The sequence below is a fragment of the Bacillus cereus group sp. BfR-BA-01524 genome, assembly GCF_022662595.1.
GTDB classification, from domain to species: domain Bacteria; phylum Bacillota; class Bacilli; order Bacillales; family Bacillaceae_G; genus Bacillus_A; species Bacillus_A thuringiensis_S.
In genome coordinates, this window is sequence record NZ_JAKUDW010000082.1 from 1 (window position 1) to 23310 (window position 23310).

Genomic DNA, 23310 nt, shown 5'->3' on the forward strand with positions numbered 1-23310 from the left:
CTTTTTCATCGTCTTTCTCCTTTAACATAGATGATATGTGTATACAATAATTTGTTTAACTGTAATCTTTTTGAAAGAGTAGTGGTAAAGCAAAATAATTTATTAAAAATCTTGAATATGAGATTTTATAATATAGTATTAACCATATTAATGAAAGAAGATGTAATCTCAAATTTGCTAATTATTAACAAAATGATAATGATTATCACTATTGATTCTTTAAATAATATAATTTTATATAGGTGTATTGTCAATAGTAATTTTGATTGTAAATTTTGCGGAAACAGGTTATATTTTATTGAGAATGATAATCAATGATTAATAGCTGAGGAGTGAGCACGAATGAATCGAGAAGAATTGTTTGATGTAACCGTGATAGGCGGAGGACCTGCAGGGCTTTATTCAGCTTTTTATAGTGGACTCAGAGAAATGAAAACGAAAATAATAGAATTTCAACCACATTTAGGTGGAAAAATACATGTGTATCCGGAAAAAATGATTTGGGATGTAGGAGGACTATTGCCAGTTACAGGTGATAAGTTAATTGAACAACTTGTACAGCAAGGGTTAACATTTAAGCCGGAAGTTGTATTAGATACAAAAGTAGAATCGATTATTCGTAATCAAGATGGTACTTTTACATTAAAAACAAGTACTGGCGAAGAACACTTTTCAAAAACAGTTATCGTCGCAACAGGAAGTGGTATATTGAAACCGCAAAAGTTATCTATTGAAGGTGCTGAGCGATTTGAAGTATCGAATTTAAATTATACAGTTAAATCTTTAAAGCGTTTCAAAGGTAAAACAGTTATTATTTCCGGTGGAGGCAATTCTGCTGTTGATTGGGCAAATGAATTGGAACCAATTGCGAAAAAAGTGTATGTAACCTATAGAAAAGAAGAATTATCTGGTCATGAAGCACAAGTAAAACAACTTATGAACAGCTCAGCGGAGTGTTTCTTTAATACATCGATTACAAAATTAATTGCTGGTGATAATCATGAAGCGATCGAATATGTAGAATTAACAAATCATGAAACAGGTGAGGTTTCTCACTTACCTATTGATGAAGTTATTATTAATCATGGATATGAACGCGACATTACATTATTAGAAAATAGTGAGTTAGACGTTGCAATTATAGATAATTATTATATTGCAGGTAATGCAAATAGTGAGTCTTCAGTAGATGGATTATATGCTGCTGGAGATATTTTAAAGCATGAAGGGAAACTACACTTAATTGCAGGTGCATTCCAAGATGCTGGAAATGCTGTGAATAAAGCAAAGCAATTTATCCAACCAGATGCAAGTGAGTACGGAATGGTTTCTTCTCATAATGAAGTATTTAAGAAGAGAAATCGCGAACTGATTAAGCAGATGATGAAATAATAAGGAACAAGTATACCCCCACATACTTCTCTATTCAAATGGATGAGAGATGTACGTGGGGGTTTTCCTGTTTACTATATTTTCAATCATTATAATGACACCGGTTTCATCAGTTCATATGATATGAACATTTTTATTGGTAAAGCATCTTAGAAAACAATTTAGCTATGTTTTGCTTACGCAGAACATGGCTAAATTACGCTGTCCCTTTAGCGCGTTCATTAGGAAATGGCATATTTAGTATAGAAGCAATATATTGTTTTCCATGTTTTCGAGCCAATGATTCTAATATTTGACGGACGCGTTTTGTAAGATGGCCTTGTTTTTTGATGGCTTCACAATATGCGTCATAGAAAGCATATTTAGCCCAAAGGAAATCATCTTGTTGGAATAAGAAATGATTTTTGTACCATTCACCAATTGTATGATAACAATTGTTTTCATGTATTGCTGTGCTTTGAGAAAGAAAACGATCAGATAAAGATACATTCAAATGAGAAATTGTGTTTTCTGTTTCAACTTGTAGTGTTTTTTCTAACATTGTAATGATGTGACGAGTAGCCATATGTTAACTCTCCTTTGTGTAAATGGGTAATACCATTCTATATTTAAAAAATTCTTACTATATAATACTATACAATATATGGAATGCATCTACCTGCTTTTTGAACTGCATTTACAAAATCTTTTTTATTTGTTTACAAAAATAAAGTAAAGTAAGATACAGTATAGATGAAAAAATAATAAAGGAATGAACGCATTGTATATAACAGTAGAAGAGACTGCGGAGTATTTGAATTTACCAAAATCGTATATTGAAGAGTTAATTCAGCAAAAGAAAATTCGTGCGCTATTCGATGGAGAGCAATATTTAGTAAATAAAGAACAATTCAATACGCATTTAGAACAAATGGAGAAATATAAGCAGTTAGTGGAAGAAATATTAAACGAACCAATTCCAGAAGATATGGATGTTAAAGACGAAGACTAAACTTTGGGAAATCCCGTATGAAGATATGCAGAAATGTATCTTCATACGGGATTTTTTGTCTAAAGGTATCGAAAGCCTAATGGGCATGCAGAATTCCTTATGTTTTTGATAGGTAGTAGTCTACCATGTTAAAAGCATATTTTTTTCTAGCTAGGACAAACATAGAGAACGTAACCTGTACAGATACATATACTATCAGTGCAAAAGCTTATAAATTAATGGAAGGGGTTTTCTCGTGAGTTTATTTCATTGTGATTTTCTGAAAGACTTAATTGGATCTTTTGTGAGAGTAAACAGGGGTGGTCCAGAATCTCAAAAAGGGACAATAGTCGCAGTATGTTCGGATTACTTTGTATTAAAGAATGAAAAAGGAGAGCTCTATTACTATCAGATTCGTCATCTGAAAAGTGTTACAAAAAATGCGAAAGATTGTAAAGCAGATGATTGCAGATGGTTGGAATGTGAAGATGACTTTGAAAAGTTACTTCAAAGCTTCAAATATTGCTGGGTAAAAATTAATCGTGGTGGCCCAGAGAAAGTTGAAGGTATTTTACAAGATGTTTCTTGTGAATTTGTGACATTGATTGTAAAAGAAGAAGTTATATTAGTTGCAGTATCTCATATTAAGAGTGTCACAGTAGCTTGTAGAGATAGTGAAGAAAGCGACAGTGAAAGCAACAGTGAAAGCAATAGTGAAAGTGATAATTCGAGTCGAGCTCGTGCACAAAGACAGTCAAGTAGAGGAAGATAATAAGAAAGGAGGATACAAATTTGGAAAGTATATTATGCTGTGAGCAAATTAAATGCTTAGTCGGTGAGACTGTAAAAGTAAATCTTCGTGGACCAGAGAGTCGAGTGGGGGTACTTGTATCGTTAGGGAGAGATTACCTTACATTACAACTTCCTCTTGGTGAATTAGTATATTACCAATTGAAACATGTGAAGAGTCTAGCTAAGAAAGTGAAAGAAAGTAAATGTGGCGATTGCTATGTTTCATGTTTCTGCTCTGAGGATGATACTTTTGTCGATATATTACGTGATTTGAAGTATAAGTGGGTAAAGATAAATCGTGGCGGTCCTGAGTGTGTGGAAGGATTATTAAGTGAAGTGCATGAAGAATGTATTACACTAGTAAACGGCGATGAAGTCATTTATATCATTAATTATCATATTAAGAGTGTGAGTCAAGTAGTGAAATGTAAAAAGAATGAAGATGAATAATGTTTAATAAATAAGAGGGGCATTATGAGGGAAAGAGAAGAACAATTCCTTATTTCGATAGTATGAAAAGGAATTACTTACTATTAATACAAAACATTGCCCTGATTATTTTTTTTGAAACGGAAGATAGGAAAGCTGATATTTATAGGAAGGAGGATATAGATGAATGAGTTGAATAAAAGTATTGGAGAAAATATATATGTTAAATTAATCGGTGAAAAAAGATTTAAAGGCGTATTAATTGATGTAGGAAATGATATTGTTGTTCTTTACAATGGACAAGATTACGTATATATATCGTTATATCATGTACAATACTATAAATTTTTAAGACCATATGACGAAGAAATATCAAAACCAGATGTTGATTCTGTAATTAAGAGGGAATCCCCTTCAATTTCTTTGAGAAAAGTATTAAGTACTTCTAAAGGGATTTTTACAGAAGTTTATGTAGCAGGAAATGCTCCAATACATGGTTATGTTACAAGTGTGATGAACGATTATATTGTTTTTTATAGTCCGGTTTATAAAACGGTATATATATCTTTAAAGCATTTAAAATGGTTAATTCCGTATAAAGAGAACCAAGTACCGTATGCCCTCAATAAAAATGAACTCCCCGTAAATCCGTTAAATATTACGTTAGCTAGAACGTTTGAAGAACAGCTTATTAAAATGACAGGGAAAATTATGGTGTTCGATTTAGGTGAGGAGTCCAATAAAATTGGAAAAATGGCGAAAATTGATGAAGGTCATATTGAAATATCAAAAGCACGTGATGCAAAAATGTATGTGAATATTCAACATGTAAAATCCGTCCATTGTCCGTAGATTAGTTGGAAGGGCTGGCTTTTTCTTTTATATGCAGAAGAAAAGGTCGAGCCTATTTATTTAGTTTAATTTGGATATGAGGGGAAAAATGAATTGAATATAAATATATTATAGTGGAATCTTGTTTTGAAGAATTTGCACTAATTTATAAAGAAATGTGTACGAGCTATCTTTTATGTATTCAATTTATTTTTTGAGGAGGAGCTGCTCAATTAATTTATTAAAGGGGTTTTGTTTGTGGAGCAGTTTCCGAATTCGTTATCAATTACATTGCTTGGTAGTGCTGGTGGAGCAGCAAAAGCAGTTTTAGCAATTTTAAATCAAGCGATAGCAAATGAAAAAGATCCAATTTATGAAGTATTAAAGAATGCCAAATTTCATTTGGTGGATATAAAGCAAAAAGATAGGACTTATTATGATGAGTTGTTTTCGAATTTGAAAAGTCAATTATATTTATATGAAATAAACCTTCAAAATGTAGTGGAATTTAAACAACATTTAAAAGAAAAAAGAACGAGTGTTGTGATTGATGTTTCAGGGGCAGATACAATTAGAGTATTAAGCTGCTGTAATGAACTAGGAATTTGTTATATTAACTCAGCCTTGGAAAATGAGGCAGTAGATCAGGACGATAGCTTAATCGGCTTTCAGCTTACGGAAAGATATACAAGGTTTGAGAAGGAGAAAGAGAAATTTACAAATACAAAAGCAATTATAGGTTCAGGTATGAATCCAGGTGTTGTTCAATGGATGGTTGTTGAGCTTATGAAGGAACGACCAAATGAAAGGCCAAGAGCATGTTATATTGTAGAACATGACACGTCGTTTTTGAATGATACAGCACTTATAAAGCCACATACACTTTATGCTTCATGGGCAGTAGAGCGATTTTTAGATGAAGCAATCTGGAGTTATCCGATGTATATGAGTCATCATCGTCCTCTTTACTTTTATGAAGATGTATATGCTTCAGAGTATAAAGTGAAGTTAGGAGAAAAAGAATTCTATGGTTGTTTAATGCCACATGAGGAAGTATTAATTTTAGGGAAAAACTTTAATATGGAAGTTGGTTTTCTTTACCGAATTAATGAGTATACAACAAATATAATTAGACAGAACTTAGATCAAGTAGAAGATTTATGGAACTGGAATCGTAAAGTATTTAATCCAGCGGAAGAAGAGGTTGCTGGAGAAGACCTGGTCGGTGTGTTACTCGTTTATGAAAATAGTGAGACATATATGTATAATGTGATGAATAGTAGCCAAGTTTTTCGTAAATATAAAACGAATGCAACGTATTTTCAGGTAGGGTGCGGGATTTATGCAGGCTTGTGCAGTATATTTTTAGATCAATTTGAACAAGGTGCTTATTACGTCGAGGAGTTGTTATTAAATACAGAAAGTAAGTACGGTGAATATTTAAATTTATATATGAGGGATTTTGTAGTAGGGCATAATAATTTTACGGATGGATTGTTACATGATAGGGTAAGGTGGATGTAAGTTGTTACTAAAAGGAAGGAGAGCTCTCCTTCCTTTTAGTATTATAAGGTTAAATATTGCCCTGAAAGCAATTTCATACTTATAATTTAAGGAGATAACATATAAAACGTTATTTTTTGTATTGATCATGAGGAGTATTCATATGAACAAATTGAAAAGCTTAATTTATGAAGAAAGAGAAGCTTTAAAAGTATTTTTATTGTTATTCTATATTATATTTTTTTTATATGACGTTATTTATTACTTTGTGTATCCGGCTATGGACATTAATGGTGCAAGGATAGGATGGCCAGAAGGTGGTATGGGGATAGGGGTTTATATATTAGTAATATCTTTATTTCCTATTTCAGTATATCTTCAAAAAAAAGGTTATGTATATTTTGTGAAATATTTGTTTTTAATTGGGTATATGTTTATTGATATCATAAATAATTTAATGATTTATTTAAACAGTAATCGTGTTTTTGAAAATGGAAATATGGTTGAAATATTGTTAATTTTATTTGCGCCGATATTTGTGAATAGAAAGTATTTTTACTTAGTTTCCTTTAGTGTAATTGGAAAGTATGTATTTTTCACTTTGATATTACAAGATATTAAAGTTGTGATTCCACTTGTTTTATGTATATTCTTTTTTATTATTTCACATTCTTTATTAAAACGATTTCAATCTTATGTAAGAACAGTGGTTGAAATGATGAACAATATGAAAGAGACGGAAAATTTAGCAGTGATTGGGACTATGTCTACAACGATTGCCCATGAAATTCGAAATCCGCTAACAGCGTTAAAAGGGTTTACGCAAATGCAAAAAGAAAGAAACCCAACTGATACGATGAGCTACAACATTATGCTACAAGAAATTGAAAGGATTAATGGATTTGTTAGTGAATTGATGTTGTTAGGAAAGCCAAAGCCAACAAATTATGAAAGATGTAATATACGAGCCATCCTTCTATATGTTGTGCAGCTAATGGAAAGTTATGCAACGCAATATAGAGTTAAATGCCATTTACAAGTAGATGGGAATTTACCGGCTATAAACGGTGATGATAAGCAATTAAAACAAGTGTTATTAAATATCATTAAAAATGGAATAGAATCAATGCCAGAGGGTGGAGAAATTCATATCCGTGCATATCAAAAAACGCAAGGACATTTGTGTATTTCTGTCGAAGACCAAGGATTTGGTATAGAGAATGAGAAATTAGGAAAAATCGGCAAGGCTTTTTACACAACAAAGGAGAATGGTACAGGACTTGGATTAATGATTACATATAAAATTATTAAGGAACATCAAGGAAGTATCACAATTCAAAGTAGTGTAGGAGTAGGAACGAAAGTAGAAATTTTTCTGCCGACCGTTTAATGTATTGGGAGAAAAGATTTTTCAGAAAAGTGTTCTTGTTGTGTAAATATAAACATTTTATAAAATGTTTCAAGAAGGGTTTTTTTTATAAAATACTTCGTTTATAATGGAGGAAAATATCGACATGAGATTGGTTGCTCATGTAACGGTTCAGTAGTGTTACGAAAAGATAAGAAGGGGTGCACGCGCATCCTTTTTTCTATGCAGATATTATGAAAGAGGTGGTATGATGGAATTAACATTAAATTCGACTGTATGTTTACATACAATTCAATTTCGAAAAGAGCAAAAGAATTATATTGTAAAAGATACAATTACAGGAGAAAAATATGAAATGCCGCCACTTTGGATTGATGCACTAGCAATGATGCGTGACGGTTTTTTATTGGGTGAAATTGAGGAGAAATTAAAAGAAGAGTATCCAGCTGAAGAAGTAAATATGTTAGCGTTCACGAGGCAATTGTTAGAGTTGGAACTTGTTGAAATGGTAGATGGTGAAGAGATAGCTTGCACAAAGAAGAAAGAGATTGATTGTTTAGCTTGGGTACGTCCTCGTGTGGAACAATTCTTTCTTAATTTAAATAGAAAATATAGAAGCAAAGGTCAGTAATGACCTTTGCTTTTTTTGTAGCTCCATTTAAAAAATAACAGCAAATGCTCTTGCGAAAGCACCGTCACTATTTTTAATTTTTAAAGGTGCTGCTGAGAAAAAGAAACGTTTTGCTTCGATAGCATCTAAATTTGTTAAGTTTTCAATTAAATAAATATTATTCCCTAATAATATGTGATGAATCGGTGATGTTTCTGTTGTAACTTCATCAGGAGAAATGAAATCTAAACCGATAGATTTTACTTTTAATTGAACTAGTTCTTCAGCTAATTCTTCAGAAAGATAAAATGCTTCTTTCTCATAAGCTTCTGTATTCCATTTAGTGGATAGATTGGAATGAAAAATAACAATATCACCTTCTTTTATGTCAGTATTATGCAATACTGCCTTAGGTAATTTTCGCTCTTGAATATGTGTTACATCTATAAGAACAGCTTCGCCTACAAATTGATCTAGCGGTAATTGATCAATCGTTGTTGCTCCTGAAATAAAATGCGCAGGAGCATCACAATGCGTGCCAACATGAACGACAGAATGAAAATCTGTAACTTGATAGCCTGCTTCTTCAACGCTTGTAACAGCTTCTAGTTGTATTTTAGGTGTTCCAGGAAATTGAGACATATTATTTTCAAATGTTTGCGATAGATCAATTACTTTCATTTTACATACCTCCAATATATGTTTTTCAAATAATAAAAAGCTCATCCTTCAGTATCAAGAAAGATGAGCTTTACATGCTAGTTGAGTTTTATCTTCCAAAATGCAATGCATTTTGCAGGAATTAGCACCTATTCAGTTTGTATAAACTGAGGTTGCTGGGCTTCAAAGGGCCGGTCCCTCTGCCTCTCTTGATAAAGAAGTATTCAGTTTTTAAAATCGGAATTTTCCGATAGTTAAATTGTAATTCATTTCCTTTTTGCGTGCAATATAAAATAGGTATTCACCCAAATAAAGCTGCTCGCATATTGTAGCTTATGTAAATAGAATGCTGCGAAGGAGTGAGTGCAGTGACAGGAAATGTACTGAATTACTATGCTGGTGGTAATACAGCTAGGGGATTTCACAATTTATACGAAGAGAATTTAAAAGGATTAGACAGATTATTTATCTTAAAGGGTGGCCCAGGAACGGGAAAATCTTCTTTAATAAAGGCAATAGGTCGTGAATGGGTTGGAAAAGGATACGATATTGAATTTTTACATTGTTCTTCTGACAATAAATCGGTTGATGGTGTAATTATCCCAAAATTAAAAGCAGGAATTGTTGATGGGACATCGCCGCATGTTATTGAGCCAAAAATGCCAGGAGTTGTTGAAGAGTATATAAATTTAGGAATTGCTTGGGACTCAGATAAACTAAGGAAGCAGAAGTTAGAAATTGAAAGATTTGTTTCAGAAGCAAGCAAAGCTTTTCAGTCTGCTTACGCACGTTTTAAAGAGGCATTGGTTATACATGATGAGTGGGAGAAGATATATATTGATAATATAGATTTTAATAAAGCAAATGAACTAACCGATCAGCTTATCCAGAAATTATTTGCAAATAAAAGTGGAAGACAATCGCTTGTAAAACATCGTTTTTTAGGAGCTGCTACACCGAAAGGGGCAGTTGATTTTGTTCCTAATTTAACAGAAGGGTTACCACATCGTTATTTTATAAAAGGGCGCCCAGGCTCTGGAAAATCAACGATGCTCAAAAAGTTAGCTAAGGCAGCTGAAGAAAAAGGGTTTGAAGTTGAAGTATATCATTGCGGATTTGACCCGAATAGTCTTGATATGGTTATCGTAAGAGAATTAGGCTTTGCAATTTTTGATAGCACCGCACCACATGAATATTTTCCAAGTCGCGAGGGTGATGAAATTATTGATATGTATGCCCTTATTGTTACGCCAGGGACGGATGAGAAATATGCGAAGGAAATTCGTGATGTTTCCATTCAATATAAAGCAAAAATGAATGAGGCGATGTCTTTCTTAGCGAAAGCAAAATCGGTTCGTGATAAATTAGAACGAATTTATATTGCTGCTATGGATTTTTCAATAGTAGATGCATATAAAGATGAGATTCAAAAAGAGTTTGAACGAATTGCTACTACTGTAATCGAAAAGCAACAATAGATGTTCCGTTTTGCTGTCAGTAATTTCTGACAGTTTTTTTAGTATGTAGTAAAATTAGTAGTGTATTTGTCGAATTTCCAAGGAAATAATCAAAAAATAGAGGTGTTATGAAATGAGAGAGAAAATCGAGTTGGAGTTAGAAAGAATTGAAAAAGAGAATGATGTGAAAATTTTATTTGCGGTAGAATCAGGGAGTCGTGCTTGGGGGTTTCCATCGAAAGATAGCGATTATGATGTTAGGTTTGTTTATATACATCCGGTAGAATGGTATTTATCAATTCATGATAAACGAGATGTAATTGAATATCCAATTAGTGATGATTTAGATATAAGTGGTTGGGATATTAGAAAGGCATTGCAACTATTCGCGAAGTCGAACCCAGCTTTACTTGAGTGGATTCGATCACCAATTTTTTATTCGAAAAACTCTAATTTTCCAGAACTACTTCAACAGATGAGTGAGAAGAATTTTGATCCAAAAGCAACGATATATCATTATTTACATATGGCGTCGAAAAATTATCGTGAATTTTTGCAAGGTGAGAATGTAAAGCTGAAAAAGTACTTTTATGTATTACGTCCCATTTTAGCTTGTAAGTGGCTAGAAGAGAAAGCAACTTTACCTCCTGTAGAATTTGACCGATTGATTACAGAATTATCATTAGAACGTAGTGTATTAGATGAAATTGAAAAGTTGTTAATAAAGAAAAAAGCAGGTACTGAATTAGATGTTGGATTGAAAATTAAGGTGCTAAATCAATTTTTAGAAGAACAAATTCATTACTATCAGCAGTATGTAAAAGGAATTGAAAAGGGATCAGGGATCGATATTGAGAGTTTAAATACATTGTTTCGAGATACGTTGTTTGAAGCATATGAAAAAGAGCACAAGTAAGTTTGTGCTCTTTTTATTTTGTAGGAATGAAGAAAACAGATATAGCTGCGATAAGACCTGCAAAGGAGAATAAGTAAAAATTCCATGCTAAGTCATATCGCATTGTCATAATAATACCGACGAGAATAGGGCCAGCAATTGCACCAACTCGGCCAAGCCCGAGTCCCCAGCCTAAGGAGGTAGCTCGGATATGTGATGGGAAGTATTGTGTTACATATGCATTTAATATTTGAGTAATACCGACTGATCCAATACCAGCAAGGCCAATTAAAAGATAAATGATTGTAACAGATGGTTTAATTGTTAATAGTCCGATACATATGGCTGCCATAAGATAAGAGATGCTAATAACAATTTTTGCTCCTATACGATCAGCAATTGCTCCAGCGAATAATGCGCCGATAGCTGCGGTAATATTTAGTATAAGTAGGAATGACAGACTAGATCCAAGAGGATATCCCGCCTGACGCATCATCTGTGGTAACCAAGTGTTTAAACCGTATATTAGAAACATTCCCATTATATAAGTGATCCAAAAAAGTAGCGTTGCTTTTATGTATTCTTTTGAGAATAAAGTGAAAAATCCATTTTCCTTTTGTATAGTAGATGGGGCTTGATGAGTTTTATTTTTTACATGAAATTCAATTTGAAAACGATTAAGAATTTGGTTCACTTCTTCTTGGCGATTACGTGATAATAAAAATTGAATGGACTCAGGTAAATAGCGAATAATGAAAGGAATAAGGAGTAGTGGAATCATTCCGATACCAAACATAATTCTCCATCCGAAATCTTCTAACATAAACATAGACAAAATAGCACCTAACACGATACCTAAAGGATAGCCCGTAAACATAAGAGCATAAATAAAAGATTGCCTTTTTTGGGGGGAATATTCAACAGTAAGTGCTGAAGCCGTTGGGATAACACCGCCTAATCCGATTCCTCCTATAAATCGAGACAATCCAAATAACTCAGGAGAAGGAGCGATAGCCGCTAAACCCATTGTGATAGAAAAAAGTGCTAAACAGCATATAAGCGTCCATTTACGCCCAATTAGATCTGTAATCGTTCCAACTAGAATAGCTCCAATAAACATCCCAAATAAAGCATAGCTTGCAATTGTACCAGCATGCGCTGGTGATAGCGCCCAGCTTTTGTCTTCTAGGAGCTTTGGTAGAACGGCACCGTAAATACCTAAATCATATCCATCAGCTAAAATGGCTAGCCAACAAATAAAAACAACAAGTTTTGTAATAGAGCTTGAAAAGATAGTTTCTGTAGATTCTAGATGAGGTGGAGCTGAAGGTTGCATAATATTCACCCCTTTTAATTTGTAGATGAATATATTATTTTATTTAATGTTAATTTTTTCCTTCTTGGTGTCGAAATTTATCTGAAAAAGTTTTATTACAAATAAAGAAGTTCAACAGTAATTCTGTTGAACTTCTTTATTTGTTTACTCATTATCAACTCGTTTTAACGGTTGATCTGCTGGACCTTCAAGAACGTCTCCCTCAATTGAAAAACGAGAACCATGGCAAGGGCAATCCCAAGTACAATCACCATTATTCCATTCAACTTCACAGCCGAGATGTGTACAAGTTGTATCGACGATATGTAATTTACCTTCTTTGTCCTTATAAGCACCTGCTCGTTTACCGTTAACATGTACGACAGATCCTTCACCAACTTCGAGATCTTCTGGCTTACGTAATGCGGTTTCAATCTTTCCTTCAATTAAATGTTTCGCAACATCAATGTTCTGGGAGAGGAACATTTTTATATCTGGATTTGCATGGAAGCGTGATGGTGCATATAGTTCTTTATAGGGACTGTGGACTTTTAGGATGGAGTCCTTCAGTAGGTGAGCGGCAGCAGTTCCAGTTGTCATTCCCCATTTGCGATATCCAGTTGCAACAAATATATTTGGATTCCTTTCGTTAATATGTCCGATATAAGGGAGTTTGTCTAGAGTAATTAAATCTTGTGCTGACCATCTATAAGGAACTTTATCTACTCCAAAAGTTGCTTCAGCAAAAGAGTAGAGTGCTTCATAATGAAGCATCGTATTTATTCCTTGTCCTGTTTTATGACTTTCCCCACCAATCAAAATCAATTTTTCTCCATTATCTGTTATATAGCGTAAGGAGCGTTTTGGATCATCAATACTTAAATACATGCCACCTGGATAATCCGTTTTTGCTTTTATTGCAAGAGCGTAGGAGCGTTCTGCATACATTCTCGTAAAGAAAAAGCTATTCGCATCATAAAAAGGAAAATGTGAACAAGAGACGACATATTCACAAGTGATATGATGGCCATCCTTTGTAATTATTTGTGGATAATCCCCTTTTTCGACATCCATAGCTGTTGTTTGTTCATAAACTTTGCCGCCCATCTCCACAAACTTTTCTAAAAGTGTTTTCAAATAAAGGAGGGGATGGAATTGTGCTTGATTTTTCATGACAAGTGCAGATTGTACTGGAATAGGAATTGATAGAGATTGAACGTAGTCACAAGGTATATTTAATTTTTGATAAGCTTCATATTCTTTCGATAAATTTCTTAATCCATTATCAGTAGTTGTATATAAATATGAATCTTCATTTGAGAAATTACAGTCGATTTTATATGTTTGAACAGTTTCATTTATGAATTGTAGAGCCTGATTATTTGATTCATAGTAAAGCCCGGCCTTTTCTACACCGAAATGAGTTATTAATTCATCATAAATAAGATCATGTTGTGCTGTTACTTTCGCTGTTGTATGTCCAGTCGTCCCGTGTAAAATACGACCAGAATCAATTAAAACAACATCGATGCCTTCTTTTGCAAGTAAATAGGCAGTAGTAATACCTGTAATACCAGCACCGATAATAGCAACTTTCGTCTTTATATTTTCGGATAAACGAGGGAAAGTAGGAAACTGAGTAGATTCAATCCAATAAGATAGCGGCAGTTGTGGAAATGTATCACTTGTCATTACGGAAACCTCCTGATTTTAGAACAATTTTCCTTTTAATATTTCCATATTATATGAAATTCATGTGTGTTGTTTTAGAAGTAGTCTATTTTTATTAAAAGAGGTTATAAATTATTTTAATATAATTAATTAGGTGGGGCATTATGAAGAAGTAGGATTTATATAAAACTAAATTTAAGTGATTTTGTTTGTTGATTACATAGAGAGTTATTGAATGAGATAGAGTCTATGGCGTTTAAGGAAATGTCTATATATAGTGGGTAAATCCTTATGAAATCTATACATTTTCTTTAGTGAAATAAAGTATGATTATAAAAGTATAACCAACTTTTATTACTAGGTCATAAAAGTTGTTGACAATATAGAAATTCTATTGTTATGATTCATCATGTGGAAAGGTTGATAGAGAGTAAAAAGAGAAATGTTTTTCATTGATAATAAAAGCGAAAAATAAGTGACGATAGAGTGAGTATATTTTCCTTATAATAGATGCTTTTTGGATCATCTAGTAAAATCAATCTGGAAGCAAGAATTGATATATGTAAGTTGCGCAAGGCGCGGCATAAGAAAGGGGCAAAAGGATGAAGGAGCTTCATACGTTTGGGTGGTATGCAGCACGTGTATCACCACATTTGCCGAAAAAAGCATTTAAACCAGTGCCTACTCGTTTATTTGGTGGACTGGCTTATTTGCTTGTGGCATTGGCGGGGTTAATATCGATTGGTGTATTTGAATTGAATGTGTGGGCGAATCTAGGAATTGCGATTGTTCTTGGATTATGTTTTGCTTCACTTGGATTTTTAGGGCATGAAATTTTACATGGAACTGTTGTAAGAAAGGCATGGCTTCGTGACTTCTTAGGCGCGATTGCATTTATGCCATTATCAACAGGGCCAAAGCTTTGGAGAAAGTGGCATAATGCAACGCATCATGTTCATACACAGCATGAAGAGAATGATCCGGATGCATGGCCGACACTTGAGAAACTTAAGAAGAGTAAGTTTTTGAGTTGGGTATATCGTATGCCTCTACATGTACGTTCATTCTTTAGTTTTCTGTCACTAACAATTCAATTTACATTGCATTCGACTCGAATGTTCTTTCATTTTATAAAAGAGTTCAAGTCATCCAATCAAAAATCTGTATGGCTTCAACTTCTTTTGCCTTGGACAGTTTGGATTAGTTTATTGTTTATTATGGGACCTGGAAAATGGTTATTTGCATATGTCATTCCGTTGTTGATTGCTAACTTTATTGTAATGGCATATATCGCAACAAATCACCGCTTAAATCCAATTGTTCCAGTAAATGATCCGTTAGCAAACTGTTTGTCAGTAACAGTGCCGCGCTGGGTAGACGTTTTACATTTCAATTTCTCATATCATACAGAACACCATCTGTTTCCTGCTATGAGCTCTAAATACTATCCGTTAGTAAAAGAGAAGATTAAAGAAATGTGGCCGGAACGTTATCACGAAATGCCGATGACAAAAGCATTGGCAGCACTTTGGAATACACCACGTGTGTATTATCACGGAAGTGAATTAGTGGATCCGCATAGAGAGCATTTCTATGGTTCTTTAGGAAATGGACTAGATCCTCATAATATTTCATATCGTGAGGAACATATAGAGGAAGACGAGAGTATTAAAAAAGTAAATCAGTAAAAATTAATATATTTTTGCAGTGAAAAAGCAAGCCATCTCAGGCTTGCTTTTTCTTATAAAGAAACTTCCTTTTTGTTCTTTTTATGGACTTGGAAGGAGTTAGTTTCTTTTCGTTGTAATCGTTTTTCTAAAAGATTAACAAAATAAGTAAATAGAAGAACAAGTACGAGATAGTATGAACCAACGATTATGTAAGTATCTAATTGTTGGAAGTTACCTGCTGCAATTGATAAACCTGATCCCCATAATTCGGACAGTCCTACGTAAGCGACAAGTGAAGAGTCTTTTAATCCGATAATAAATTGGTTTCCTAGAGGAGGAAGAGACAGACGAAATGCTTGTGGTAATATAATCCGGCGCATAGCTAAAGGGTAAGGCATACCTAAAGAGCGGGCTGCTTCTAATTGTCCCCGGTCAACGGATTGAATAGATCCACGGAAAATTTCCGTAATATATGCACCGTTATGAATTGCTAAAGCGATTGCTCCTGCCCAAAAAGGGGTAAAAACAACAACGGATGTAATCCCAAAATAGAGAATAGCGATTTGAACAATTAAAGGTGTACCACGAATAATAGCAATATAGATATGAGCAATGCTATTTAAAACTTTGTTATTCGAAATTCGAAAGAAAGCGAATAATAATCCAATTAATGAACCGAGTACTAGGGAAGTTAATGTTAATTGTAATGTGACAATAGTAGCTTTTAAGAGTGTGGGATAGGAAGAGATAAAAATTTCAAACATGCGTTTCACCTCATATTGTATAGATTTTAGTAGAGAATGAAATGCCCCACATAAAATGAACACTTAATCAGTGGGGCACTGTTTATGAATCTTTTGAATGGCTAACTTACTTACTTCGTTTTTTCCTCTTCACCAAGAATATTACGCCCGAACCATTTTTTACTGATCTTTTCATACGTACCATCTTTAATGATTTCATCTAACGCTTTATTTACTTTCTCAACCATTTCTTTATCATCTTTGCGAATAGCAATTCCCATTTCATCAAGATTTAATGGTTTTCCGGCTTCTTTTATATTCGATTTTCCTTCTTTTATCATACGTAGACCAACCATTTGATCCGTAATTACTGCGTCAACACGCCCAGGCTCTAAATCCATAAGAGCAGTAATATCACTGTCATATTCTGTGATTTGATCTGTATATTTTGCAACAAGATTTTTAAAGGTACTAGCTTTTACAACACCAATTTTTTTACCCTTTAAATCTTCTGGAGAAGAGATAGCGGTATTCTTTTTAGCCACAAAAATTTGGGCGCCAGAGCGATAGTACGGATTTGAGAAACTAACAGCTTTTAAGCGCTCCTCTGTAATTGCCATACTACCCAGTATTACATCATATTTCTTCGCTTGAAGACCTTGAATTAGCGTTTCCCATGGGTTTGTAACTGGCGTAGCCTTCATGTTCATCTTTTTAGCAAGAGCTTCACCGATTTCTACATCAAAGCCGACAAGTTTGCCGTCATTTTCTTTATAGTTAAAAGGTTTGTATAATCCACTCATCGCATAGCGAAATTCTTTTTCACCATTTGATGAAGTAGTAGAGCTTTCTTTGCTACAAGCTCCTAGTATGAAGGATGTACATAGTGTAATGCTCGCAACAATGGTTAATAGTTTTCTTTTCATAAAACCCCTCCTATATATTGATCATACGGATGGTTTTAAGTATGTTATTGAAATATTTTATTTGGATGATTAGTTGTGCACCGTATGAATGTATTCCTTTTCGTTTGAAACAGAAGTTACATTATAAAACGTTGCGTAAAAATTGTTTTGCCCGTTCATGTGATGGAGCTGAAAAGAATTGTGCTGGCGGAGCATCTTCTACAATCTTTCCATCGTCCATAAAGATGACGCGATCAGCTACATCTCTTGCGAAATTCATTTCATGAGTAACAATAACCATTGTCATCCCTTCTTCAGCAAGTTCTTTCATAACTTGCAATACTTCTCCAACAAGTTCAGGGTCTAAAGCTGAGGTAGGCTCATCAAATAGCATAATCTTAGGGCTCATTGCAAGAGCTCGTGCAATGGCAATGCGCTGTTTTTGACCGCCTGAAAGAAGATGAGGAGTTACATCCGCTTTATCTTGAAGGCCGACTTTTTGGAGAAGTTGATTTCCAATATCTTTTGCATTTGCTTTCTCTAATTTTTTTACGTGAATAGGTGCTTCTATGATGTTTTCTAGTGAGGTCATATGAGGAAAGAGGTTAAAGTGCTGAAAAACCATACCGACATTTTCACGGACTTTATTTAAATTTGAATGCTTTGGATCAATCCGCTCACCTTGTAAGTGAATTTCGCCTTCATCGTACATTTCTAAAAAGTTAAGACAGCGAAGTAATGTACTTTTACCAGAACCACTGGCACCAATTAAAACAACAACTTCTTTTTCTTTTACTTCTAAATCAATTCCTTTTAACACATCAAGTGAACCGAATGATTTTACTAGATTTCGAACTTGAATCATACAAAACCCCCAGTTAAAAATATATTTTACAAATGTTGCCCCTTATTTCTGTTATTAGTCATAAATTGTCAGAATCCTTTATTTTTTTCGTGCAATTTGATATTCAAAGAAATAATAATTTTTAAAATCTCTATATCCTTCTATAATGAAAATATGGATAATAATATATAGGTAGTATTTATATTGCTTATAAAAAGGGGGAAAGAGAAGATGGAAAAAGAAAGGAAAACATTTTCTTTTGGATTACGTACACAACTTATGCTATTCACTACAGTTTTAGCTTTCATTACATATTCAACAAGTATATTTTTTATTTACGTGATATACGATTATTTTCAAAGTTATGTAAGTCAAACTGTATATAATATTATCGTTATGCTATTAGGGGTAGTATGGTCTGGAATTTTAGCATATGGAGCAGCTGTATTTTTAATTAAACCGCTTCGAAAGTTAGAGGAGGCGGCAAGAAAAGCAGCTGAGGGTGATATTCGTGAAGATGTTCCATTACCGAAGACAGATGATGAAATTAAATCTTTAAGTGTTGCATTTAATATGATGTTAGGAAACTTAAGGGGCATGGTAAAAAATATTGATACAACATTTTCGTATACAAATAATCAAGTACAGCAGATTAGAAAACAAACAGGCGAAGCAACGAAACAAGCACAGGGTGTATCTGAGACACTTGCAGAGATTTCTTCAGGCGCTGAGCAATCAGCGGCATCAATTCAAGCGATTGTTTCTGCTGTTGATACAACGACGTCTATTGCAAGTGAAGTAGAAGAAAAAGCGAAGCAGTCTGATACGTTGTCTTCAGAAATGGTTCAAGCTTTAGGGCATAGTACTCGTGTCTTTACGTCTTTAATTCACGGTATTCAAACATTGGCAAAAGAAAATGAAGATTCAATGCAAAATGTACAGAAGTTAGAAGAACGAATGAAACAAGTAGAACATATTGTGTCTGTTGTGAGTGCGATTGCTAGCCAAACGAATTTATTAGCACTAAATGCTTCTATTGAGGCAGCTCGCGCAGGAGAGCATGGAAGAGGCTTTGCGGTTGTTGCGGAAGAAGTACGGAAACTTGCTGATGAAAGTGATCATTCTGCAAGAAACATATCGCAGTTATTACGGAATATGCAAGATGAAGTACAACAAGTTGCAATGAAAATGACAGAACAAGTGAAAATAGCTAAAGAAGAGGCGCAGCGTGGAGAAGCTACGGAATTAATTTTAAAAGAAATGTCATCAAGTGTTATGGAAGTAGCCGATGCAACTCAGCAAATTAGTAGTTATATGAATGAACAAGTGAGCCACATTCATCAAACAGGAGCACAAACAAAAGCTGTAGCAGCAATTGCTGAAGAAACTTCAGCTGGTTCACAAGAAGTGGCGCGTGTGACGCTACAACAGTCTAAAAATATGATAGTAATCGATCAATTATTAAAGGATTTAGAGAAGCAAGCAACCGATTTGAAACAAACAATTGAACGATTTTCAATGTAAAAGGAAGAACAGAATGCTGTTCTTCTCTTTTTTATTTAGTTTGATTTAATATTTACAGTTAAACTATGAACGTTTCCGCAACATTCTTTTCTCTCCCTTTCGGATGAAAATTATAGCGAGCTATAATATTAAAAGGGGTGTCTTTTATGAAAAAAGAAAAAAGACAACGGTTAATTAAACAATTTGTAAAGGAGTATGAAATAGATAAGCAAGAAAGATTAGTAGAATTGTTAGCAAAAAAAGATGTATTAGTAACACAAGCTACTGTTTCTCGCGATATTCGTGAGTTAAACTTAACGAAGGTACCTTCTCAAGAAGGATTAATGATATATAAAGTTTTCTCAGAAGAGCATTTACAAACTGATATAAAGTTAAAGAAAAAATTACGAGAGGTTGTTGTAAAAATTGATTGTGTAGATCAATTAATGGTTATTAAAACATTACCTGGTAATGCACATGTTATTGGTGTTTTATTTGATGAATTAGATTGGAAAGAAAAAATAGGATGTATATGTGGAAATGATACATGCCTTATAATTTCACAGTCGAAATCAGATAGGGAGATTATAGAAGAAAGGTTAAATTTAATTATTTAGATGCAAAAATCCTGTTTTTAATTTTATTAAAAACAGGATTTTTGTTTAAATACGGAAGTTAAATATTCAACATATATGCGTAATATATGTATTTTTTATTGGGAAATCGAGATAGTTTGTTATAAAAATACATATTCGTATGATTTTAAAAAAATAACTTGTTTAATATTTCACAATGATAATGTGGATGATTTCACAAAGATGAAAGTGCAGAGCATTTATTATGTACTTGTAAGACATCAAACATATTTAAAAGGAGGTACAACAAATGAAACATCCGATACATGTTACTTCAGAAATTGGGGAATTACAAACGGTTTTATTAAAACGACCGGGTAAAGAAGTGGAAAACTTGACGCCAGATTATTTGCAGCAATTATTATTTGACGATATTCCATACTTACCAATTATTCAAAAAGAGCATGATTATTTTGCACAAACGTTACGCAATCGGGGTGTTGAAGTTCTTTATTTAGAAAAACTAGCCGCTGAGGCGTTAGTAGACAAAAAACTTCGAGAAGAATTTGTTGATCGTATTTTAAAAGAAGGACAGGCCGACGTAAATGTTGCACATCAAACTTTAAAAGAATATTTACTTTCCTTTTCAAATGAAGAATTAATTCAAAAAATTATGGGCGGTGTACGGAAAAGCGAAATTGAAACAAGTAAGAAGACACATTTATATGAATTAATGGAAGATCATTATCCGTTTTACTTAGATCCAATGCCTAATTTATATTTTACTCGTGATCCAGCAGCTAGCGTGGGCGATGGCTTAACGATAAATAAGATGAGAGAACCAGCGCGTAGACGTGAATCATTATTCATGGAGTACATCATTAAATATCATCCAAGATTTGCAAAACATAATGTACCAATCTGGTTAGATCGTGATTATAAATTTCCAATTGAAGGTGGCGACGAGCTAATTTTAAATGAAGAAACAATTGCAATTGGAGTATCTGCTCGTACTTCAGCTAAAGCAATTGAACGTTTAGCTAAAAATCTCTTTAGCCGACAAAATAAAATTAAGAAAGTGTTAGCGATAGAAATTCCAAAATGCCGAGCATTTATGCATTTAGATACAGTATTTACAATGGTTGATTATGACAAGTTTACAATTCACCCAGCCATTCAAGGGCCAAAAGGGAATATGAATATTTATATTTTAGAAAAAGGATCAGATGAGGAAACTCTTAAAATTACACATCGTAATTCTTTAATGGAAGCATTAAAAGAGGTATTAGGCTTAAGTGAATTAGTTCTTATTCCATGTGGAGGAGGAGATGTAATTGCTTCTGCTCGTGAACAATGGAATGATGGCTCGAACACATTAGCAATCGCACCAGGTGTAGTTGTTACATATGATCGCAACTATGTATCCAATACGTTATTACGGGAACACGGTATAGAAGTGATTGAGGTGCTAAGTTCAGAATTATCTCGTGGTCGTGGGGGTCCACGTTGCATGAGTATGCCAATTGTTCGTAAAGATATTTAGTATAAATAACGGAGAAAGTAGGGATGAAGCATGTTAATGACTAGACCAAATTTAAAAGGAAGAAGCTTTCTAGCAGAAAAAGATTTTACACAAGAAGAATTGTTATATTTTCTAGATTTAGCAGCAGAATTAAAAGAGAAAAAGAAAAATGGTATCCCGCATCATTATTTAGAAGATAAGAATGTAGCGCTCTTATTTGAAAAAACCTCCACTCGTACGCGCTGTGCATTTACGGTAGCATGTACAGATTTAGGGGCGAATCCTGAATATTTAGGGAAAGGTGATATTCAGCTTGGGAAAAAAGAATCCGTAGAGGATACAGCAAAAGTGTTAGGGCGTATGTTTGATGGAATTGAGTTTCGTGGATTTAATCATGAGACTGTAGAATCTTTAGCACAAAATTCTGGTGTGCCAGTTTGGAATGGATTAACAGACATGTGGCATCCAACACAAACACTAGCAGATTTATTAACAATTAGAGAACATGTAGGGAAATTGAAAAATGTGAAGCTCGTTTACGTTGGAGATGGACGAAATAATGTTGCTAATAGCTTACTAGTTGGTGGAGCAATCGTTGGAATGGATGTACGTATTTGTACACCGGAATCTTTATGGCCTGCACAAGAAGTAATTGATTTAGCAAAAAAATATAATGAACAGGTAATGATAACAAGTAATGTGGAAGAAGCTGTTGCGAATGCAGATGTAATTTATACAGATGTATGGGTGTCTATGGGGGAAGAAGAAAAATTTGCTGAACGTGTCGAGTTATTGAAACCTTATCAAGTAAATATGAAAATGATTAAAGAAACAGGGAATGAAAACGTGATTTTCTTACATTGTTTACCTGCATTTCATGATGTTGAAACGATGTATGGCGAAGAAGTTTATGAGAAATATGGGTTGAAAGAAATGGAGGTAACTGACGAAGTATTCCGCAGTAAACATTCAAAAGTATTTGATCAAGCTGAAAATAGAATGCATACAATTAAAGCGGTTATGGCAGCTACTTTAGGAAACATGGAGTAAAGAAGAAAGGGAGTCTTCCTTTCTTCTTTCTCCTCCTTTAGACACTATCATTCACTATTGCTTTTGTATTGTTATTGCAATTAAAGAGAGGTGAGTGGAATGGGTGAAGATAAGAAATTAGGGTTGTTTACACTAACGGCTCTGGTAGTTGGGTCTATGATTGGCGGTGGAGCCTTTAATTTAGCGAGTGATATGGCAAAAGGTGCTGGTGCTGGAGCCATTATTATTGGCTGGGTTATAACAGGAATTGGGATGATTGCACTTGGATTATCTTTTCAAAATCTAACTGTAAAACGGCCAGATTTAGATGGTGGTATTTTTAGCTATGCAAAAGCAGGGTTTGGTAATTTTATGGGATTTAATAGTGCGTGGGGATACTGGCTATCTGCTTGGCTTGGGAATGTAGCTTACGGTACATTATTATTTTCTTCATTAGGATATTTCTTCCCGATCTTTGAAGGCGGTCAAAATGTAGAATCCATTATTGGTGCAAGCGTATTATTGTGGTGTGTTCACATGTTAATTTTACGTGGAGTTCAATCAGCAGCACTTGTGAATTTAGTAACTACAATCGCAAAATTAGTACCTGTATTTGTATTTATTG

Annotated in this window: 22 protein-coding genes, 2 pseudogenes and 1 riboswitch; of the genes and pseudogenes, 17 read left to right on the forward strand and 7 right to left on the reverse strand. The window is 33.9% G+C overall.

Annotated elements, in window-relative coordinates:
• Positions 1-342: 342 nt before the first annotated feature.
• Positions 343-1392, forward strand: coding sequence for an NAD(P)/FAD-dependent oxidoreductase (locus MR170_RS23100; protein WP_001078268.1), 1050 nt, complete (start codon positions 343-345; stop codon positions 1390-1392).
• 196 nt (positions 1393-1588) lie between these two features.
• Here MR170_RS23100 and MR170_RS23105 read toward each other — a convergent pair whose 3' ends face one another.
• Complete coding sequence (locus tag MR170_RS23105) at positions 1589-1957, reverse strand: hypothetical protein (RefSeq protein WP_000235474.1); 369 nt, start codon at positions 1955-1957, stop codon at positions 1589-1591.
• A gap of 186 nt (positions 1958-2143) precedes the next feature.
• Here MR170_RS23105 and MR170_RS23110 point away from each other — a divergent pair, with 186 nt between their 5' ends.
• The 7 genes from MR170_RS23110 (at position 2144) to MR170_RS23140 (ending at position 7917) form a co-directional block, all read left to right on the forward strand.
• Positions 2144-2383, forward strand: coding sequence for a helix-turn-helix domain-containing protein (locus MR170_RS23110; protein ID WP_001998970.1), 240 nt, complete (start codon positions 2144-2146; stop codon positions 2381-2383).
• 235 nt (positions 2384-2618) lie between these two features.
• Complete coding sequence (locus tag MR170_RS23115; RefSeq protein WP_016083698.1) at positions 2619-3134, forward strand: hypothetical protein; 516 nt, start codon at positions 2619-2621, stop codon at positions 3132-3134.
• 20 nt (positions 3135-3154) lie between these two features.
• Positions 3155-3604 carry a hypothetical protein gene (locus MR170_RS23120; RefSeq protein ID WP_016083697.1) on the forward strand — a complete coding sequence of 150 codons (450 nt, stop codon included), beginning with the start codon at positions 3155-3157 and terminating at the stop codon, positions 3602-3604.
• A 162-nt stretch (positions 3605-3766) separates the two neighbouring features.
• Positions 3767-4435 (forward strand): LSm family protein, encoded by a 669-nt coding sequence (locus tag MR170_RS23125; RefSeq protein WP_001004281.1) that lies wholly within the window; start codon positions 3767-3769, stop codon positions 4433-4435.
• A 237-nt stretch (positions 4436-4672) separates the two neighbouring features.
• Positions 4673-5938 (forward strand): S-adenosylmethionine decarboxylase related protein, encoded by a 1266-nt coding sequence (locus tag MR170_RS23130; protein WP_098640622.1) that lies wholly within the window; start codon positions 4673-4675, stop codon positions 5936-5938.
• A 142-nt stretch (positions 5939-6080) separates the two neighbouring features.
• Entirely contained in the window at positions 6081-7307 is a 1227-nt protein-coding gene (locus MR170_RS23135; protein WP_016083695.1) for an ATP-binding protein, read from the forward strand.
• A gap of 229 nt (positions 7308-7536) precedes the next feature.
• Positions 7537-7917: a hypothetical protein gene (locus tag MR170_RS23140; RefSeq protein WP_016083694.1), complete on the forward strand. Its 381-nt coding sequence runs from the start codon at positions 7537-7539 to the stop codon at positions 7915-7917.
• A gap of 27 nt (positions 7918-7944) precedes the next feature.
• Here the strand turns inward: MR170_RS23140 and MR170_RS23145 are convergent, their stop codons facing one another.
• Positions 7945-8577 (reverse strand): cyclase family protein, encoded by a 633-nt coding sequence (locus MR170_RS23145; protein WP_016083693.1) that lies wholly within the window; start codon positions 8575-8577, stop codon positions 7945-7947.
• A gap of 85 nt (positions 8578-8662) precedes the next feature.
• A riboswitch (SAM riboswitch) is annotated at positions 8663-8775 on the reverse strand.
• 149 nt (positions 8776-8924) lie between these two features.
• Here MR170_RS23145 and MR170_RS23150 point away from each other — a divergent pair.
• Together MR170_RS23150 and MR170_RS23155 are read left to right on the forward strand one after the other, a co-directional pair.
• On the forward strand, positions 8925-10034 hold the full coding sequence (locus tag MR170_RS23150) for a PRK06851 family protein (RefSeq protein WP_016083692.1): 1110 nt from the start codon (positions 8925-8927) through the stop codon (positions 10032-10034).
• Positions 10035-10146: 112 nt separating this feature from the next.
• Positions 10147-10929 carry a nucleotidyltransferase domain-containing protein gene (locus MR170_RS23155; protein ID WP_043937475.1) on the forward strand — a complete coding sequence of 261 codons (783 nt, stop codon included), beginning with the start codon at positions 10147-10149 and terminating at the stop codon, positions 10927-10929.
• A gap of 13 nt (positions 10930-10942) precedes the next feature.
• Here the strand turns inward: MR170_RS23155 and MR170_RS23160 are convergent, their stop codons facing one another.
• Together MR170_RS23160 and MR170_RS23165 are read right to left on the reverse strand one after the other, a co-directional pair.
• Complete coding sequence (locus tag MR170_RS23160) at positions 10943-12244, reverse strand: MFS transporter (protein ID WP_016083690.1); 1302 nt, start codon at positions 12242-12244, stop codon at positions 10943-10945.
• A 144-nt stretch (positions 12245-12388) separates the two neighbouring features.
• Complete coding sequence (locus tag MR170_RS23165) at positions 12389-13915, reverse strand: FAD-dependent oxidoreductase (protein WP_016083689.1); 1527 nt, start codon at positions 13913-13915, stop codon at positions 12389-12391.
• Positions 13916-14496: 581 nt separating this feature from the next.
• Between MR170_RS23165 and desB the strand changes: the two genes are divergently transcribed.
• Positions 14497-15582 (forward strand): Delta(10) desaturase DesB, encoded by a 1086-nt coding sequence (desB, locus tag MR170_RS23170; protein ID WP_000661219.1) that lies wholly within the window; start codon positions 14497-14499, stop codon positions 15580-15582.
• A 53-nt stretch (positions 15583-15635) separates the two neighbouring features.
• Here the strand turns inward: desB and MR170_RS23175 are convergent, their stop codons facing one another.
• From MR170_RS23175 to MR170_RS23185, 3 genes are all read right to left on the reverse strand, one after another.
• Positions 15636-16391: an amino acid ABC transporter permease gene (locus tag MR170_RS23175; protein ID WP_242309491.1), complete on the reverse strand. Its 756-nt coding sequence runs from the start codon at positions 16389-16391 to the stop codon at positions 15636-15638.
• A 47-nt stretch (positions 16392-16438) separates the two neighbouring features.
• A complete protein-coding gene (locus MR170_RS23180; protein WP_000823754.1) occupies positions 16439-17233 on the reverse strand; it encodes an ABC transporter substrate-binding protein in 795 nt (264 codons plus the stop codon).
• A 121-nt stretch (positions 17234-17354) separates the two neighbouring features.
• On the reverse strand, positions 17355-18077 hold the full coding sequence (locus MR170_RS23185) for an amino acid ABC transporter ATP-binding protein (RefSeq protein WP_000616921.1): 723 nt from the start codon (positions 18075-18077) through the stop codon (positions 17355-17357).
• Between the two features lie 375 nt (positions 18078-18452).
• Here MR170_RS23185 and MR170_RS32770 point away from each other — a divergent pair.
• The 6 genes and pseudogenes from MR170_RS32770 to MR170_RS23210 form a co-directional block, all read left to right on the forward strand.
• Positions 18453-18638, forward strand: a pseudogene (locus MR170_RS32770) (HAMP domain-containing protein); the annotation flags it as partial.
• Between the two features lie 369 nt (positions 18639-19007).
• A pseudogene (locus MR170_RS32775) lies at positions 19008-19580 on the forward strand (methyl-accepting chemotaxis protein); the annotation flags it as partial.
• Between the two features lie 146 nt (positions 19581-19726).
• Positions 19727-20176, forward strand: coding sequence for an arginine repressor (argR, locus tag MR170_RS23195; protein ID WP_000711826.1), 450 nt, complete (start codon positions 19727-19729; stop codon positions 20174-20176).
• Between the two features lie 268 nt (positions 20177-20444).
• Positions 20445-21677, forward strand: a complete 1233-nt coding sequence (gene arcA / locus MR170_RS23200; protein WP_016083686.1) for an arginine deiminase — start codon at positions 20445-20447, stop codon at positions 21675-21677.
• 30 nt (positions 21678-21707) lie between these two features.
• Entirely contained in the window at positions 21708-22706 is a 999-nt protein-coding gene (gene argF / locus MR170_RS23205) for an ornithine carbamoyltransferase (protein WP_016083685.1), read from the forward strand.
• Between the two features lie 99 nt (positions 22707-22805).
• On the forward strand, positions 22806-23310 hold a 505-nt coding region (locus MR170_RS23210; RefSeq protein WP_242309494.1), incomplete at its 3' end, for an amino acid permease.

Coding starts and splice junctions, on each gene's coding strand:
- MR170_RS23155 (WP_043937475.1), top strand. CDS start 10,147: ATGAGAGAGAAAATCGAGTTGGAGTTAGAAAGAATTGAAAAAGAGAAT.
- MR170_RS23165 (WP_016083689.1), bottom strand. CDS start 13,915: ATGACAAGTGATACATTTCCACAACTGCCGCTATCTTATTGGATTGAA.
- MR170_RS23145 (WP_016083693.1), bottom strand. CDS start 8,577: ATGAAAGTAATTGATCTATCGCAAACATTTGAAAATAATATGTCTCAA.
- MR170_RS23160 (WP_016083690.1), bottom strand. CDS start 12,244: ATGCAACCTTCAGCTCCACCTCATCTAGAATCTACAGAAACTATCTTT.
- argR (WP_000711826.1), top strand. CDS start 19,727: ATGAAAAAAGAAAAAAGACAACGGTTAATTAAACAATTTGTAAAGGAG.
- arcA (WP_016083686.1), top strand. CDS start 20,445: ATGAAACATCCGATACATGTTACTTCAGAAATTGGGGAATTACAAACG.
- MR170_RS23135 (WP_016083695.1), top strand. CDS start 6,081: ATGAACAAATTGAAAAGCTTAATTTATGAAGAAAGAGAAGCTTTAAAA.
- MR170_RS23110 (WP_001998970.1), top strand. CDS start 2,144: ATGAACGCATTGTATATAACAGTAGAAGAGACTGCGGAGTATTTGAAT.
- MR170_RS23140 (WP_016083694.1), top strand. CDS start 7,537: ATGGAATTAACATTAAATTCGACTGTATGTTTACATACAATTCAATTT.
- MR170_RS23180 (WP_000823754.1), bottom strand. CDS start 17,233: ATGAAAAGAAAACTATTAACCATTGTTGCGAGCATTACACTATGTACA.
- MR170_RS23105 (WP_000235474.1), bottom strand. CDS start 1,957: ATGGCTACTCGTCACATCATTACAATGTTAGAAAAAACACTACAAGTT.
- argF (WP_016083685.1), top strand. CDS start 21,708: ATGTTAATGACTAGACCAAATTTAAAAGGAAGAAGCTTTCTAGCAGAA.
- desB (WP_000661219.1), top strand. CDS start 14,497: ATGAAGGAGCTTCATACGTTTGGGTGGTATGCAGCACGTGTATCACCA.
- MR170_RS23125 (WP_001004281.1), top strand. CDS start 3,767: ATGAATGAGTTGAATAAAAGTATTGGAGAAAATATATATGTTAAATTA.
- MR170_RS23185 (WP_000616921.1), bottom strand. CDS start 18,077: ATGATTCAAGTTCGAAATCTAGTAAAATCATTCGGTTCACTTGATGTG.
- MR170_RS23100 (WP_001078268.1), top strand. CDS start 343: ATGAATCGAGAAGAATTGTTTGATGTAACCGTGATAGGCGGAGGACCT.